General features: G+C 65.9%; 19 protein-coding genes and 1 pseudogene. 14 read left to right on the forward strand and 6 right to left on the reverse strand.

Annotated features, from left to right (window positions below):
- Positions 1-14 precede the first annotated feature (14 nt).
- From E7T10_RS09425 to E7T10_RS09440, 4 genes are all read right to left on the reverse strand, one after another.
- Positions 15-854, reverse strand: a complete 840-nt coding sequence (locus E7T10_RS09425; protein ID WP_137721592.1) for a 3-hydroxybutyrate dehydrogenase — start codon at positions 852-854, stop codon at positions 15-17.
- A gap of 53 nt (positions 855-907) precedes the next feature.
- Complete coding sequence (yaaA, locus tag E7T10_RS09430; protein ID WP_137721593.1) at positions 908-1,678, reverse strand: peroxide stress protein YaaA; 771 nt, start codon at positions 1,676-1,678, stop codon at positions 908-910.
- A gap of 76 nt (positions 1,679-1,754) precedes the next feature.
- A complete protein-coding gene (locus tag E7T10_RS09435) occupies positions 1,755-2,492 on the reverse strand; it encodes an arginyltransferase (RefSeq protein WP_137721594.1) in 738 nt (245 codons plus the stop codon).
- Between the two features lie 112 nt (positions 2,493-2,604).
- Positions 2,605-3,495 carry a flagellar motor protein MotB gene (locus E7T10_RS09440; RefSeq protein ID WP_045811177.1) on the reverse strand — a complete coding sequence of 297 codons (891 nt, stop codon included), beginning with the start codon at positions 3,493-3,495 and terminating at the stop codon, positions 2,605-2,607.
- Between the two features lie 116 nt (positions 3,496-3,611).
- Between E7T10_RS09440 and E7T10_RS09445 the strand changes: the two genes are divergently transcribed.
- On the forward strand, positions 3,612-4,472 hold the full coding sequence (locus tag E7T10_RS09445) for an NAD(P)-dependent oxidoreductase (RefSeq protein ID WP_137721595.1): 861 nt from the start codon (positions 3,612-3,614) through the stop codon (positions 4,470-4,472).
- 3 nt (positions 4,473-4,475) lie between these two features.
- Here the strand turns inward: E7T10_RS09445 and E7T10_RS09450 are convergent, their stop codons facing one another.
- Together E7T10_RS09450 and hemB are read right to left on the reverse strand one after the other, a co-directional pair.
- Positions 4,476-4,967, reverse strand: a complete 492-nt coding sequence (locus E7T10_RS09450; RefSeq protein ID WP_137721596.1) for a GNAT family N-acetyltransferase — start codon at positions 4,965-4,967, stop codon at positions 4,476-4,478.
- Entirely contained in the window at positions 4,967-5,965 is a 999-nt protein-coding gene (hemB, locus tag E7T10_RS09455; RefSeq protein WP_137721597.1) for a porphobilinogen synthase, read from the reverse strand. The genes E7T10_RS09450 and hemB overlap by 1 nt, the downstream gene beginning before the upstream one ends.
- Positions 5,966-6,113: 148 nt before the next feature.
- On the opposite strand from hemB, the gene E7T10_RS09460 reads away from it, so the two are divergent.
- The 13 genes and pseudogenes from E7T10_RS09460 to E7T10_RS09520 all read left to right on the forward strand — a co-directional run bounded on the left by E7T10_RS09460 (position 6,114) and on the right by E7T10_RS09520 (position 15,742).
- Positions 6,114-6,914: a class I SAM-dependent methyltransferase gene (locus E7T10_RS09460; RefSeq protein WP_246845977.1), complete on the forward strand. Its 801-nt coding sequence runs from the start codon at positions 6,114-6,116 to the stop codon at positions 6,912-6,914.
- 131 nt (positions 6,915-7,045) lie between these two features.
- Complete coding sequence (gene hemA, locus E7T10_RS09465) at positions 7,046-8,272, forward strand: 5-aminolevulinate synthase (protein ID WP_137721599.1); 1,227 nt, start codon at positions 7,046-7,048, stop codon at positions 8,270-8,272.
- A complete protein-coding gene (locus E7T10_RS09470; RefSeq protein WP_137721600.1) occupies positions 8,269-8,451 on the forward strand; it encodes a hypothetical protein in 183 nt (60 codons plus the stop codon). The genes hemA and E7T10_RS09470 overlap by 4 nt, the downstream gene beginning before the upstream one ends.
- A 32-nt stretch (positions 8,452-8,483) precedes the next feature.
- Positions 8,484-9,029: a GNAT family N-acetyltransferase gene (locus E7T10_RS09475; RefSeq protein ID WP_210416075.1), complete on the forward strand. Its 546-nt coding sequence runs from the start codon at positions 8,484-8,486 to the stop codon at positions 9,027-9,029.
- A 98-nt stretch (positions 9,030-9,127) separates the two neighbouring features.
- Positions 9,128-10,410, forward strand: a pseudogene (glyA, locus tag E7T10_RS09480) (serine hydroxymethyltransferase).
- A gap of 7 nt (positions 10,411-10,417) precedes the next feature.
- A complete protein-coding gene (nrdR, locus tag E7T10_RS09485; protein WP_039245113.1) occupies positions 10,418-10,888 on the forward strand; it encodes a transcriptional regulator NrdR in 471 nt (156 codons plus the stop codon).
- Entirely contained in the window at positions 10,888-11,508 is a 621-nt protein-coding gene (locus E7T10_RS09490; protein ID WP_137721602.1) for a RibD family protein, read from the forward strand. The genes nrdR and E7T10_RS09490 overlap by 1 nt, the downstream gene beginning before the upstream one ends.
- A 65-nt stretch (positions 11,509-11,573) precedes the next feature.
- A complete protein-coding gene (locus E7T10_RS09495; protein ID WP_137721603.1) occupies positions 11,574-12,164 on the forward strand; it encodes a riboflavin synthase in 591 nt (196 codons plus the stop codon).
- Positions 12,164-13,300, forward strand: coding sequence for a 3,4-dihydroxy-2-butanone-4-phosphate synthase (ribB, locus tag E7T10_RS09500; protein WP_137721604.1), 1,137 nt, complete (start codon positions 12,164-12,166; stop codon positions 13,298-13,300). Before E7T10_RS09495 ends, ribB begins: the two co-directional genes overlap by 1 nt.
- Entirely contained in the window at positions 13,297-13,758 is a 462-nt protein-coding gene (gene ribH, locus E7T10_RS09505) for a 6,7-dimethyl-8-ribityllumazine synthase (protein WP_017503913.1), read from the forward strand. The genes ribB and ribH overlap by 4 nt, the downstream gene beginning before the upstream one ends.
- Positions 13,755-14,279, forward strand: coding sequence for a transcription antitermination factor NusB (gene nusB, locus E7T10_RS09510; RefSeq protein WP_039245120.1), 525 nt, complete (start codon positions 13,755-13,757; stop codon positions 14,277-14,279). Before ribH ends, nusB begins: the two co-directional genes overlap by 4 nt.
- The gene (gene thiL / locus E7T10_RS09515) at positions 14,279-15,268 is read left to right on the forward strand and encodes a thiamine-phosphate kinase (RefSeq protein WP_137721605.1); all 990 of its coding nucleotides are present in this window, start codon (positions 14,279-14,281) and stop codon (positions 15,266-15,268) included. The genes nusB and thiL overlap by 1 nt, the downstream gene beginning before the upstream one ends.
- A gap of 42 nt (positions 15,269-15,310) precedes the next feature.
- Complete coding sequence (locus E7T10_RS09520; protein ID WP_137721606.1) at positions 15,311-15,742, forward strand: hypothetical protein; 432 nt, start codon at positions 15,311-15,313, stop codon at positions 15,740-15,742.
- Positions 15,743-15,789 lie beyond the last annotated feature (47 nt).

Here is a 15,789-nt window from a genome sequence, read left to right on the forward strand (position 1 = left end):
GCCGCCTTCCTTTGCTACTGAGCGGTCCAGCCGCCGTCGATCGAGAAGCTGGCCCCGTTGGCCGAGGCGCCGAGGTCGCTGACCAGGTAGAGGAAGAGGCCGGTCAGCTCCTCCGTCGTAACGAACCGCTTTGTCGGCTGGGCCGCCAGGATCACATCCGTCAGAACCTGTTCCTCGGTCATGTTTCGCGTGCGCGCCTGATCCGCGATCTGTTTGGTCACGATCGGCGTCTCGACGAAGCCGGGGCAAATGGCGTTGCAGGTGATGTTGTCGCGCGCCAATTCCAGCGCTGCGGTCTTTGTGAAGCCAATGACGCCATGCTTCGCCGCGACATAGGCGGACTTGAACGGACTGGCCACCAGACCGTGCGCTGAGGCCATGTTGACGATCCGACCGCGCCCCTGCGCCTTCATGACCGGGATCGCCGCGCGCGTAGCGTAAAAGGCCGAGGACAGGTTGATGGCGATGATCTTCTCCCACTGGTTGGTGGGGAAGTTCTCGACGGATTCGACGTGCTGGATGCCGGCGTTGTTGACCAGAATATCCAAGCGTCCCAGTTCGCGTTCAGCGAAGCCGATCATGTCGGCGATCTCTTCGCTGCGCGTCATATCGGCTGGATGATAGAGGACGCGAACGCCGGATGAGGCCGCCAGATCGGCGCGGGTGCGCTCGATCTCCGCCGGGTCGCCCAGGCCGTTCAGCACCACGTCGCCGCCGCCCGCCGCCACGGCCCGCGCCAGAGCCAGTCCGATGCCGGAGGTCGAGCCCGTGATGACCGCGACCTGCCCTTTCAGATCGCCGATACCGCGTGCCGCCCGACTGTCAGCGCCCGTGGAGTTAGGCTCTTGCGACATGAATCCGCCCCTTCGTTTGTTTTGGCGAGATTAGCGGGAGGTCGATGTCGGGATCAAGAATTTCCCGATCTGATGAATATCCACTCGGCGTCGGTCGAGGCGGCCTTGTCGAACGCATAACCGTCGCGGTCGAACGCCTTCAGGTCCGAGACCCGTTCCACGCGCTCGTCGATCGCGAACCGCGCCATGGCTCCGCGCGCCTTCTTGGCGAAGAAGGAGATGATTCGGCTCTCACCGTTCTTCTCTTCCCGGAACTGGGGCGTGACGACAGGCAGTTTCAGCGCCTTTGCATCGACGGCGCCGAAATATTCCTGGCTGGCCAGATTCACCAGCGTCGGATCCGACTGGCCCTCGGCGTCTTCGTTCAATTGTTTGGAAATCCGGTCGCCCCAGAAGTCGTACAGGCTGGCCCCACGACGCGTTTTCAGCCGCGTGCCCATCTCCAGGCGATAGGGCTGGATCCGATCCAACGGACGCAGCAGGCCATAAAAGCCGGACAGAATGCGCAAATGATCCTGCGCGAACGTCAGGGTGTCGGCGTCCAGTTCGCGCGCTCGCAAGCCCTCATACACATCGCCGGCAAAGGCGAAGGCGGCCTGAACGCCCTCGGTCGATTCAGGATCGAAAGCCTTGAAGCGCGCGGCGTTCAGGGTCGCGAGATCGTCCGAAATCCCCATCAGCCGACGCAAATCCGCCTTGGTCTGACGCTTGGCGGTCTTGGACAGGCTGGCGGTGTCTTCAAGGAACCGCCGGTCCGTAGCCGGGATGGCCGTATCGGCTTCGGTGAAATCGAGGCGCTTGGCCGGGGAAAGAACAATCAGCAAGACGCGGCTCCGTAATGTCGCCGCCCACATAGGATGCTTCGATGACGATTTGAACCGGCTGCGACGAAGGGGCGCCTCAGGCGTCGTGGCGCGACCAGCCGAGTTTGCCGAGGGTTTCCATCGGGCGGAAGTCGGCCTTGTAATCCATCTTGGCCGAGCCCTGGACCCAATAGCCGAGATAGACGAACGGCAGACCGACGATGGCGGCCTGGCGCACATGATCCAGGATGGCGAACCGGCCCAGGCTGCGCCGCACTATCGTCGGATCATAGAAGCTGTAGACCATCGACAGACCGTCTTTCAGCAGGTCCGTCAGGGTCACCGCGACCAGATCGCCCGGTCCGCCGTCGGTGGAGGGCAGGCGGTATTCGATCAGATGGGTTCGTACGGCCGTATCCTCGACCATGGCGACGTAATCCAGCCAGCCCATGTCGCTCATGCCGCCGGTCGGATGGCGCGTAGTCAGGTAGCGGCGCAAAAGCTGGAACTGTTCGGTCGTCGCCTCGGCTTCGACGAGGTCGCGCGACAGATCGGCGTTGCGGGCCAACACCTTGCGCTGCGAACGGCTGAACGTGAACTCCGACACCGGCAGCCGCACCGAAACACAGGCGTCACAGGCCTCGCAGGCCGGGCGATAGGCGATGTTCTGGCTGCGGCGAAAACCCGCCAACGTCAGTTCGTCATTGACGTGCGCGCCGTCCGAGAAGGGCAGGTTGGCGAAGACCTTCCGCTCCGTCTTGCCCGGCAGATAGGGGCAGGGCGCGACCGAGGTCATGAAAAAGCGAAGCTGTCGGGTCGGTACGTGCTGGGTCACGGCCTCAGGTCCGCATCCGATCTTGCCAATATTGCGACGACACAACGCTCATCGCGCGATTTGGCGTCATCCTTGCTCGGGCTGCAAGCCTGTTCGCATTGCAGCCGAGGGGTCACAGCGAGGTGTCCGACGGCAGGACCGGCGCCTCGCGCAACAGGACGATGGCGATGCGACGGTTGCCGGCCAGGGTCGGATCGTCCGGATAGAGCGGGTCGGACCCTGCCTTGCCCGCCACCGAATAGACCCGGTCTGGATCGACGCCCGAACCCTGCAGCACCAGACGCGAGCCGTTCGCGCGCTCGGACGACAGGCTCCAGTCGGCAGGGGCGCTGGCGCGGCTGGAACCGGGCGCGGCGCTGGTGTGTCCGGTGATGGAGATGCGGTTCGGCAACTGGTTGATCACCTTGGCCACGGCGCGCAACAGCACCTGGGCGCGGGCATTCGGGCGCGCAGAGTTGTTGTCGAACATCGACCGGCCTTCCTGATCGACCAACTGGATGCGCAGCCCCTCGGGCGTCTGGTCCACGATCAGCTGTTTCGACAGTTCGGCCAGTTCCGGCATCGACTGCATGGCCTGGCGCAGCGATTCGGCGGCGCTGGCGAACTCGGCGGCCTCGCGCTTCTGTATCTCCGCCTGAAGGGCGGCGTCGCTGGCGGACGACAGGCTCGAGCCCGTCTGATCGGTCGCGGGCGCCTCGGGCGCCAGTTCTTCCAGCACGGACTGCGAGCCGGCGCTCTTGACGCCATCGTCGCCCAGCGATGTGCCGCCCAGAATGCCGCCTGAACCCGACGTCGTCTCGGACACGCTGGCCGGTGCGAAATATTCGGCGATGCCGCGCTTCTGCTCCGGGTCGGTCGTGTTGATCAGCCACATCAGCAGGAAGAAGGCCATCATGGCGGTCACGAAGTCCGCATAGGCCACCTTCCACGCACCGCCGTGGTGGCCTCCGCCGGAGACCTTCTTGACCTTCTTGATGAGGATCGGACGATCGCTCACGGACATGGACGCGCACCCCGACGAATGGTGTCCCATTGTGGGCTGGCCAAGGTTAACCGGGCGTTGACCTTGAACCCCGGGGCGGCGGGGCCTAGTCCGACGGCAGGATCAAGGAGCCTGTCATGAAGATCGCATTCGCCGGCCTGGGCGTCATGGGCGCGCCGATGGCCCGTCATCTGGTCGAGGCGGGCCACGACGTGACCGGCTTCAATCGGACTGCGTCAAAGGCCGAGGCCTGGGCGGCGGCGACGGGCGGCAAGGCGGCGGCGACGGTGTCTGAGGCGGCGCAGGGCGTCGACCTGTTCATCCTGTGCGTCGGCAACGACGCGGACGTGCGCGCCGTCGTGACCGAGGCCTTGCCGCATCTGTCGAAGGCCGCCGTGATCGTCGATCACACCACGACCTCGGCCAAGGTGGCGCGCGAAATGGCCGAACTGGCGAACGGGCAGGGCAGGTCCTTCATCGACGCACCGGTGTCGGGCGGCCAGGCGGGCGCCGAGAACGGACAGCTCAGCGTCATGGCCGGCGGGGACGCCGCCGCCCTGGCGAAGGTCGAGCCCGTGCTCAAGGCCTATTCCAAGGCCATCAAACATATGGGACCGGCCGGCTCGGGCCAGCTGACCAAGATGGTCAACCAGATCGCCATCGCCGGCGTGGTTCAGGGCCTGGCCGAGGCGGTCCACTTCGCCCAGGTCGCGGGACTGGACACCGACGCCGCCTATGAGGCCGTGTCCAAGGGCGCCGCGCAAAGTTGGCAGATGGACAATCGCTGGAAGACGGCGGCCAAGGGCGAGTTCGACTTCGGCTTCGCCGTGGACTGGATGCGCAAGGACCTGGGGCTGGTGCTGGACGAGGCGCGCTCGAACGGCGCGCGCCTGTCCCTGACGGCCCTGGTCGATCAGTTCTACGCCGAGGTTCAGGCCATGGGAGGAAACCGCTGGGACACCTCCAGCCTGGCGGCGCGACTGCAACCCCGCGACTGAAGCCTAAAGCCGGCGGTGCATGATGTGCAGGCCGACCGGGCCGTGCATCGGGTGATCGAACGCCTCGGGAAGCGTGCCCACGATCTCGAAGCCCAGCTTCTTCCACAGCGCCACGGCGATGGTGTTGGTCTCGACCACGGCGTTGAACTGCATGGACCGGAAGCCCGCATCCCGCGCAAAAGCCAGCGCGGCTTCGCCCAAACTGCGGGCCACGCCGCGCCCGCGCGCCTCGGGCGCGACCATGAAGCTGCCGTTGGCGACGTGGGCGCCGTTGCCCTGCTGGTTCGCAATGATTTTGGCGGCGCCCAGCACCTGACCGTCCTCGACCGCCACCAGGGTTCCGCCCGGCGCCCGGGGCGTCCAGAGGACGCGCGCCTGATCCTCGGTCATGTCCAGCGGATAGGTATAGGTCTCGCCCGCGCGGGTGACGGTCTCGATGATCGGCCACAGGCCCGGCCAGTCTGCCGCCATGATCGGCCGGATCTCCAAGCGCATCAGCCCAGCAGCCGTGCGGCCTGCGGTGCGAAATAGGTCAGCACGCCCGCGCAACCCGCGCGCTTGAACCCGTGCAGGGTCTCAAGGATCGCGCGGTCCTGATCCAGCCAGCCATTGGCGATGGAGGCCTGCATCATCGAATATTCGCCCGACACCTGATAGGCGAAGGTGGGTACGCGGAAGGTCTCGGACACGCGACGGACGATATCCAGATACGGCATGCCCGGCTTGACCATCACCGCATCGGCGCCTTCCGACAGGTCCATCGCCACCTCCTTCAGCGCCTCGTCGGAGTTGGCGTAATCCATCTGATAGGTCTTCTTGTCGCCCTTCAGCATCGCCGAAGAGCCCACGGCGTCGCGATAGGGGCCGTAGAAGGCCGAGGCGAACTTGGCGGCGTAGGACAGGATCATCGTATCTTGAAACCCGTTGGCCTCCAGCGCCTCCCGCACCGCCTGGATGCGGCCATCCATCATGTCCGACGGGGCCACGACATCGGCGCCGGCGTGGGCGTGGATGAAGGCCTGTTCGGCCAGACGGTCCAGCGAGGCGTCGTTGGCGATCCGGTCGCCCTCCATCACCCCGTCGTGGCCATGGTCGGTGTAGCAGTCCAGGGCGACGTCGGTCATGACGCCGATCTCGGGCGCGGCGTCCTTGATCGCCTTGATGCAGTCGGGGATCAGGCCGTCGGGGTCGGTCGCGCCCGTGCCGACCGCATCCTTGATCGCGCCGTCGACATTGGGGAACAGGGCCACCATCGGAATGCCGAGGTCGCGCGCCTCGACCGCCGCCGCCGCCGCCGCCTTGGGAGAAAGCCGAAACACGCCGGGCATGGAGGCGACCGGGACGCGATCCTCGGCGCCGTCATGGACGATCAACGGCCAGATCAGATCGGCGGGCGTCAGGGTCGTCTCCGCCACCAGCCTGCGCACCCACGGGCTGGACCGCAGGCGGCGCGGACGGGCGAGCGGGAAGGGGGCGGGCTGATAGGGAAGCATGGCGAGACCTTGGAAAATCCAGCGTCGGACTAGCGCCGCAACGACCGGTGCGCAAATCGCGTGATGCGTCGGATCGTTTCGTGCGTGATGACGTCTTGCGCGGATCGGCGAAATGCGAGCCTATCGCGACAAATCGATGGAGACGATGATGATCGAGAAATTGGCGGCGGGTGCAACGGCCCTGGTTCTGGCGGCAGGTCTGTCCGGCTGCATCATCATCGACTCGGACGGCGGAGAGCGGACCGTGGTCAGCCCGGCGGCCGACGCGCAGCCGGCCGGCTATTCCAGTCTCTATGCCGATGCGGTCGCCGATCCCAAGCGTCCGGCCGAAGAGGTCGCGCGTGATCCGCTGCGCCATCCGGCCGAGATTCTCGCCTTCGCCCAACTTGAGCCGGGCGACAAGGTCGCCGACATTCGCCCCGGCGCCGGCTATTTCACGCGTCTGTTCTCCGACGTGGTCGGCCCGACCGGCCGCGTCTACGCCTTCGTGCCCGAGCGGACGATGGCGCGCGAGAACGCCGGGGCCGATGCGCTTGTCGCCGCCTATTCGAACGTGACGCGGGTCAACGGCCTGCTGGACTCCATGACCTTCGCCGAGCCGCTGGACATGATCTTCATGAGCCAGGAATACCACGACTTCCACATCCCCGGCTTCAACACCGACGTCGCCAAGATGAACGCGGCGGTGTTTGCGGCGCTGAAGCCCGGCGGCCGCTACATCCTGATTGACCATGAGGCGGCACCCGGCACGGGCATCTCGGCGGTTCAGACCCTGCACCGCATCGAAGGCGACTATCTGAAGCGCGAGGTCGAGGCGGCCGGCTTCGTCTTCGAGGGCGAGAGCCAGGCCGTCGCCAATCCCGCAGACGACCACAGCCTGAACGTCTTCGACGAGAAGATCCGCGGCAAGACGGACCAGTTCGTCTATCGCTTCCGCAAGCCGGGCTGATCGATCTCGATACTGAGAACCGTTATCAATTAAGGGTTTGGGGCGTTTTGTCCATGCGGCGGACATGGACAAGCCCGCTTCGGGAGAGCAAACAACGCAAAGACATCGCCATAAGCGAAAGAACGCGTAGTTTGTTCGACTATAAGGCCGCCTTTAATAGCTCCGTGGAGCAGGTTCGCAGCGAAGGACGCTATCGCGTCTTCGCCGATCTGAAGCGCGTGCGCGGTCAGTTTCCGCAGGCCGTGCGTCGCCGCGAGGATGGCTCCGAACAGGACGTCGTCATTTGGTGCTCCAACGACTATCTCGGCATGGGCCAGCACCCCGTCGTGCTGGACGCCATGCATAATGAGATCGATGCGGTAGGCGCAGGCGCGGGCGGCACGCGCAACATCTCCGGCACGACCCGCTCCGCCGTCGATCTCGAAGCCGAGCTGGCGCACTGGCACCAGAAGGAAGCAGCCCTGCTGTTCACCTCGGGCTATGTCGGCAACGAGGCGACGCTGTCGACCCTGCAGAAGATCCTGCCGGGTCTGATCACCTTCTCCGATTCGCTGAACCATGCCTCGATGATCGCCGGCATCCGCCACGGCGGCGGCGAGCGTCACGTCTTCATGCACAACGACCTGGCGCATCTGGAGGCCCTGCTGGCGGCGGCGCCGGCCGATGCGCCCAAGCTGATCGCGTTCGAGAGCGTCTACTCGATGGACGGCGACATCGCCGATCTGGCCGGCACTATTGCGCTCGCCAAGAAATACGGCGCCCTGACCTATCTGGACGAGGTCCACGCGGTTGGCCTGTATGGCGAGACCGGCGCGGGCGTCGCCGAGCGCGACGGCGTGCTGGACCAGATCGACATCATCGAATGCACCCTGGGCAAGGCGATCGGCGTCATGGGCGGTTATATCGCCGCCGACGCCATGATCATCGATGCGGTGCGCAGCTGGGCCTCGGGCTTCATCTTCACCACCTCGCTGCCCCCGGCCCTGACCGCCGGCGCCCTGGCCTCGGTGCGCCACCTGAAGGCGCACTCCGAACTGCGCGTCCAGCATCAGGAACGCGCCGCGACCCTGAAAGCCCGCTTCGCCGCCGCCGGCATCCCCGTAATGGAGAGCGAGAGCCATATCGTGCCGGTGCACGTCGGTGATCCGGTCCACTGCAAGATGATCTCGGACATGCTGTTGGACGAATACGGCGTCTATGTGCAGCCGATCAACTATCCGACCGTCCCCAAGGGAACCGAGCGCCTGCGCTTCACGCCGTCGCCGAACCACACCGACGCCATGATGGATCATCTGGTCCAGGCGATGGACAAGCTGTTCGCCCACTGCAACGTGGCGCGCCGACCCGTGGCCGCATGACGAACGGCGACGACCTCGGAGAGGTCATCGTCGAATTCACCCGCAACGGCCCCTACCTTAAATGCTCGGCCATCCATGTCGCGACAGGCCGGGAGGTCAGCGCCATGGGTCCGGTCAATGAACCCAAGGCCGTCGAACGGGTGGCGATCGCCAAGCTGAGGCGGGCCTTGGCGACATAGCGCGCGTGACGATCGCTGCTTAAACTATGGCGATGCTTGATACGCCCACCCTACACACCCCGCGTTTCGAAATGCGCAAGTTGGTTCGTCAGGATGCGGCTGCGCTGTTTCCCACCCTGTCTGACGACGCGCAGTGTCTCTACATGTCGCGCGGCGCTTTCCGCAGCGAAGCGGAACTGGCGGATTGGTTGACTGATCCCGCATGGCCCGGTCGCACCTGGATTGCCGTAGACCGAACCACAGGGGCCGTCGCTGGTCGATACGTGGCTTTTCCCGGTCGGGACGACGGGGTCTTTGAAGTCGGCTATGTCACGGTCATCGACCATCAAGGGCGCGGCGCAGCCAAGGAGTGCATGACGGCTCTGATTTCCCACCTCTTGGAACGTGAGGGGCATCGGCGGGTCTATGCAGAAATCGACGCTGAGAACATCGCATCCATCGCTCTGGCCGAAAGCCTCGGCCTAGTTCGAGAGGGCTGTCTGAGGGAGCACGAAATGACCCACAAGGGTCTGTGTGACATGGTTATCTATGGCGCGCTGCGGCGCGAGTGGCGCGCGCCGCAGGCTTCGACCGCCTAGGCGCCGCAGGCTATCCATTCAACGCCACGCCACAAGATGTTGTGGTCGGGCCCGGCTGGGGATAGATAGGCCAGCTTCTGATTTCCGGGGATTCCAGCGTGACGGCCTTCACCCACGACGCCTATTTCACCAAGACGCTCGCTGACGCCGACCCGGACGTCTTCAAGGGCATTCAGGGCGAGCTGGGCCGTCAGCGCGAGCAGATCGAGCTGATCGCTTCAGAGAATATCGTCTCCCGGGCCGTCCTGGACGCGCAGGGTTCTGTCCTGACCAACAAATATGCCGAGGGCTATCCCGGTCGTCGCTATTACGGCGGCTGCGAGTTCGTCGACGTAACCGAGAATCTGGCGCGCGAGCGGGCCAAGCAACTCTTCGGCGCCGCCTTCGCCAACGTCCAACCCCACTCGGGGCCCAGGCCAACCAGGCGGTCTTCTTCACCCTGCTTCAGCCCGGCGACACCTTCTTGGGCATGGACTTAGCCTGCGGCGGACACCTGACGCACGGGTCGCCCGCGAACCAATCTGGCAAGTGGTTCCGCCCTGTGACCTACAAGGTCCGCGAAGACACCCATCTGATCGATTACGACCACGTCGCCGAAATGGCTGAGCGTGAGAAGCCCAAGCTGATCCTGGCCGGCGCCTCGGCCTACAGCCGCCACATCGACTTCAAGCGCTTCCGCGAGATCGCCGACAGCGTCGGCGCCTATCTGATGGTGGATATGGCCCACTACGCCGGCCTGATCGCCGGCGGCGCCTATCCGGACCCGATCCCGCACGCCCACGTCGTCACCACGACGACGCACAAGACCCTGCGCGGCCCGCGCGGCGGCATGATCCTGTCCAACGACGTTGATCTGGGCAAGAAGATCAACTCCGCCGTCTTCCCCGGCCTGCAAGGCGGCCCGCTGGAACACGTCATCGCGGCCAAGGCCGTGGCCTTCGGCGAGGCGCTGAAGCCCGAGTTCAAGGGCTATGCCCATCAGGTGGTCAAGAACGCCCAGGCCCTGTCCGGCGTCCTGATCGAGCGCGGCCTGGCCATCGTCTCGGGCGGCACCGACAGCCACCTGGCGCTGGTCGACCTGCGGCCCAAGGGCGTGACCGGCAAGGCGACCGAGCATGAGCTCGAAAAGGCGCTGATGACCTGCAACAAGAACGGCGTGCCGTTCGACACCGCTCCGTTCACCGTCACCTCGGGCGTCCGCCTGGGCACCCCGGCCGGCACCACGCGCGGCTTCGGCGAGGAAGAGTTCAAGCAGATCGGTCACTGGATCGCCGATGTCGTCTCGTCGATGAACGGCGGCGACGAAGCCGATCCGGCCGTGGTCGCGGGCGTCGCGGCCCAGGTGCGAGAGTTGACGCACCGCTTCCCGATCTACGGATAAGCGCCTGATGAAGTGCCCTTTTTGCGGTCATCAGGACACTCAGGTGAAGGACAGCCGGCCGTCGGACGACGGCTCGGCCATTCGACGCCGCCGGTCCTGCCCGAACTGCAACGGGCGCTTCACGACGTTCGAGCGCGTGCAACTGCGTGAACTGGTCATCCTGAAGCGCAACGGTCGACGCACGCCGTTCGATCGCGACAAGCTCGAACGCTCGCTGGGCGTGGCCCTGCGCAAACGCCCGGTCCAGGCCGATCAGGTCGAGCAGATGGTCAACCGGATCGTCCGCCAGCTGGAAAGCCTCGGCGAGACCGAAATCCCGTCCAGCACGGTCGGTGACTTCATCATGAAGGCGCTGAAGGGCGTGGATGAGGTGGCCTATGTCCGCTACGCCTCGGTCTACAAGGATTTCCGCCACACCGGCGACTTCGCCAAATTCCTGGGCGACGAAGGGTTCGACGAACCGTCCGGCAAGGCCTGATGCGGGTCACGCTGAAACTGGCGACCTCCCTGGACGGGCGGATCGCCACGGCCTCGGGCGAAAGCCAGTGGATCACCGGCGAAGCGGCGCGGCTTGAAGGTCACCGCCTGCGCGCGGGGCATGACGCCATCCTGGTCGGTGTCGAGACGGTTCTGCATGACGATCCCGAACTGACCGCCCGCCTGCCGGGACGCAGCGTGGACCAGCCCTTGCGCGTCGTGCTGGACAGCCGGCTGCGCACGCCGCAGGCGGCGAAGGTCGCGGGCGAAAACACCCTGATCCTGACCGCTGTGGAGCCGCGCAGCATCGGCGCCGCCAAGGTGGTGCAGGTCGCCGCCGAAAACGGTCGTCCGACCATCCCCGCCGTGCTGAAAGCCTTGGCAGCCGCCGGCGCAACCTCGCTGCTGATCGAAGGCGGCGGTCAGGTCGCGGCGTCTTTTCTGCGCGCAAACGCCGTCGATGCGCTGGAGTGGTTTCGCGCCCCGCTCCTGCTGGGCGGGGAGGGGCGGCCCTGCATCGCAGCCCTGGCTCTTGCAAAGCTGGCTGACGCCCCCAAGTTCCGTCGCCTGGGCGTCGAGCCTGTCGGGGACGATCTGTGGGAACGCTACGCCCGTCTCTGACGCCGTCCAATTAGATGATTAGACGAATTAGACGGTATTTTTCTCCCAAGGGGTCCAGAGTCCAAATGTTCACCGGCATCGTCACCGACATCGGCCGCGTCCGCGAGGTTCGCGAGACCGATCGCGACCGCCGTTACGAGATCGAGACCGCCTGGAACACCGACGGCATCGACCTGGGCGCCTCCATCAGCCATGCGGGCTGCTGCCTGACGGTGACCGAAAAAGGCGCCGATTGGTTCGCCGTCGAGGTGTCGAACGAGACCCTGTCCAAGACCACCCTGGGCGCCTGGAAGACCGGCGACGGCGTCAATCTGGAGCGGGCCGCCAAGCTGGGCGACGAGATGGGCGGCCATGTCGTGTCCGGCCACGTCGACGGTCTTGGCCGGGTGATTTCGATCACGCCCGAAGGCGGATCGCACCGGATCGAGGTCGAGGCCCCCGCGCCTCTGCATCGCTATATCGCCGCCAAGGGGTCGATCACGGTGGATGGCGTGTCTCTGACCGTAAACGCCGTCGAGGGTCAGGTCTTCTCGCTGAACATCATCCCGCACACCTGGGACGTAACGACCCTGGGCCGCTTGAAAGCGGGCGATCCGGTCAATCTGGAGATCGACATGCTGGCGCGATATCTCGTGCGGTGGCAGGAGACCGCGTGATGCAAGCCCAGGCCGCCAACATGAACGACAGCCCCATCAGTCCGATTGAGGACATCCTTGAGGACGCCCGCAACGGCCGTCCCTACATCCTGGTGGACGCCGAGGACCGCGAGAACGAGGGGGACATCATCATCCCCGCCCAGTTCGCAACGCCGGACCAGATCAACTTCATGATCCGCCAGGCGCGCGGCCTGGTGTGCCTGGCCCTGACGGCCGAGCGCGCACAGCAACTGCGTCTGCCGCCCATGGCTGCCGACAATCGCGAGAGCATGAAGACCGCCTTCACCGTCTCTATCGAGGCCAAGGACGGCGTGACGACCGGCATCTCGGCCGCCGACCGCTCGCGCACCATCCATGTGGCGACCGACGCGTCCAAGGGCATGGACGACATCGTCTCGCCAGGACACATCTTCCCGCTGGTCGCGCGCGACGGCGGCGTGCTGGTCCGCGCCGGCCACACCGAGGCGGCGGTGGACATCAGCCGCATGGCCGGCCTGACGCCCGCCGGTGTGATCTGCGAGATCATCAAGGACGACGGCGAGATGGCGCGGATGCCCGATCTGGTCGCCTTCGCCCAGCTGCACGGGCTGAAGATCGGCACCATCGCCGACCTGATCGCCTATCGCCGTCGCACCGAACGCTTCGTCGAGCGGATCATGGATACGCCGTTCGAGAGTGTTCACGGCGGACCGTTCCGCCTGATGCTGTACAAGAACACCATCGAGGGCGCCGAGCATGTGGCCCTGGTCAAGGGACGCATCGATCCGGCCAAACCGACCCTGGTGCGGATGCATCAGGTGGACTTCGCCTGCGACCTGTTGGGCCACGTCGAGGCGCGCCAGGACTATGTGCCCAGCGCCCTAAAACAGATCACCGACCATGACGGCCCCGGCGTCGTTGTCTTCCTGCGCGATCCGTCGCTGAACTCGTTGGCCGAACGGTTGGCGGGCGCAGACAAGCCGGCGGCGATGGATCGCTCGCTGCGCGCCTATGGCGTGGGAGCTCAGATCCTGCTGGACCTGGGCGTCAAGGATATGATCGTGATGAGTTCGACGCGACCCGAACCAACGGCGTTGGAAGGCTACGGCCTTCGCATCGTCGGCTGGCGCGACATGGATGGAGAAACCAAGGCGTGACCGAAGCCCCCCGTATTCTGATCGTTGAGGCGCGCTTCTACGACGACCTGGCCGACGCCCTGCTGGAAGGGGCCAAGGAGACGCTGAAGGCGCGCGGCGCCGACTTCGACGTCATCACCGTGCCCGGCGCTCTGGAGGTGCCGCCAGCCATCGCCCTGGCCGAGGAGGCCGGCCGCTTCCCGACCGCGCCCCGCTATGACGGCTATGTCGCCCTGGGCACGGTCATCCGGGGCGAAACATATCATTTCGAGATCGTCTCCGACCAATCGGCGGCCGGAATCATGGCGCTGGGCGTCAAGGGCGTCATCATCGGCAACGGCATCCTGACGACCGAGGACGAAGACCAGGCCTGGTATCGGGCCCGTCTTTCGGAAGGGGATAAGGGCGGCGGCGCGGCCAAGGCGTGCCTGGACCTCATTGCATTGAAGAAGCGGTTGCGTCATGGCGTCGGCGCATGACTGAACCGAACAGCGTCAAAGCCGTCCTCGAACAACTCGCCGAAGCCGAAAAGCAGCGCGCCGAGCCCAATCTGAGCTCCAAACAGCGTCGCGCCCGCACCGTGTCGCGTCTCGCCGCCGTCCAGGCCCTGTATCAGATGGAACTGGCGGGCGAGGGCGTGGAGACGGTGATCACCGAATTCTCCAACTTCCGCTTCGACGCCGACATTGAGGGCCAAGCCCTGGCCGAGGCCGATGAGGCCTATTTCGCCGACATCGTGCGCGGCGTGATCGAAAGCCAGCGCGACATCGACACGGCCATCAAGGCCCGCCTGGCCTCCAACTGGAAGCTGGAGCGGATCGACGCAACCCTGCGCGCCCTGCTGCGGTCAGGCGCCTGGGAGCTGATCAAGCATCCCGAGACCCCGCGCGAGGTCGTGATCGACGAATATGTCGAACTGGCCAAGGCCTTCTTCGACGACGCCGAGGCGCGCTTCGTCAACGCGGCGCTGGACGGCGTAGCCAAAGACACCCGCAAATAATGCCGGCGCTCGACGTCGCGGGCGAGTTCGAGACGATCGAGCGGCTGTTCAAGCCCCTGGCCCATCCCGAGTGGGGAAGGGGACTGGCCGACGATGTGGCGGCGCTGCCGTCACGGCCTGGCTACGACCTCGTCCTGACCAAGGACGCCATCGTCGAGGGCGTGCATTTTCTGCCCGACGATCCGCTGGACACGGTCGCCAGGAAGTTGCTGCGTGTGAATCTGTCGGACCTCGCCGCCAAGGGGGCTGAGCCGTTCGGCTATCTGCTGTCCTGCTTCTGGTCCGAGCGCTGCGGCTGGCCCGAGCGCGAGGCCTTCGCCGCCGGACTGGCTGAAGATCAGGCGCGGTTCGGCGTTCATTTGCTCGGCGGCGACACGGTCAGGACCCCCGGCCCGCTGTCCTTCGCTCTGACGGCCTTGGGGTGGGCGCCGACGGGCAAAGCCGTTTCTCGCGCGGGCGCGCAGGTCGGCGACCTCGTCTTCGTCACCGGCGTGATCGGGGACGGGCTTCTGGGGCTGAAGGCGGCGCAAGGACAACTGGCTCTGGCGCCCGAGCGGATGCAAGCCTTGATCAACCACTACCGGATGCCCACGCCCCGGACCGACTTCGCCGACATCGTGCGCGAGTTCGCCACCGCATCCGTCGATGTGTCGGACGGCCTGGCCGCCGATCTGGCCCACATCGCGCAGGCCAGCAGGGTCGGCGTGTCGCTCAATCTGAACGTCCTGCCCCTGTCTGCGGCGGCCCAAGCCTGGTTCGACGACCGGGTCGATCCGCAGCTATCGTTGGAAGATCTGGCCAGCGGCGGTGACGACTATGAGATCGCCTTCACCGCCCATCCGCGCCACGAAGACGCCCTGCGTCGCGAGGCCGAGCGCCGGCTGATTCGCCTGACCCGCATCGGCGAAGTCACCGCTGGTCGGGGCCTGACGGTTCTTTACGACGGTCAGCCCGTGCCGATGGCCAGAAACGGCTGGACCCACGGCTGAGGCGGCAAGGGAATCCTAACGCCCGTCCGGCAGGATGTCGTCATGGACCGTAGAACCCTGATCGCCGCCGGAACCGCTGCCCTGACCGGCGCCACCGCCAGTCGCGCCGCCGCCTCCGGCAGCGAAACCGAGTCTGCGCCTGCGGCCCTGAACATCGCAGGCCTGGGTCTGCCCGTCATCGAGGGGGGCCGTTTGCGGAACTACGTGTTCGTCGCCCTCAGGCTCGAACTGGGCGCCGGCAAGACCGTCGAGCAGATGAAGCCCAAGGAGGCCTTCTTCCGCGACGCCGTCGTCCGCGCGGCGCACAAGACGCCTTTCACCGTGCCCGGCGACTGGACACGGCTGGACGAGCGGGCCCTGTCCGCCTCGCTGGTGGCGGCGTCTGCGGCGATCTCGGGGCGTGGCTCCGTCCGGCGCGTCGAGGTCGTCAGCCAGTCGCCGCGGCGCCGCACGGGCATGCAGACCGCCCGCTGAACGGGCTGACCGACCGCTGTTGCGTCACTTCGCCTGCCATGACAGGC

The sequence above is a fragment of the Brevundimonas sp. SGAir0440 genome, from assembly GCF_005484585.1.
GTDB lineage: Bacteria > Pseudomonadota > Alphaproteobacteria > Caulobacterales > Caulobacteraceae > Brevundimonas.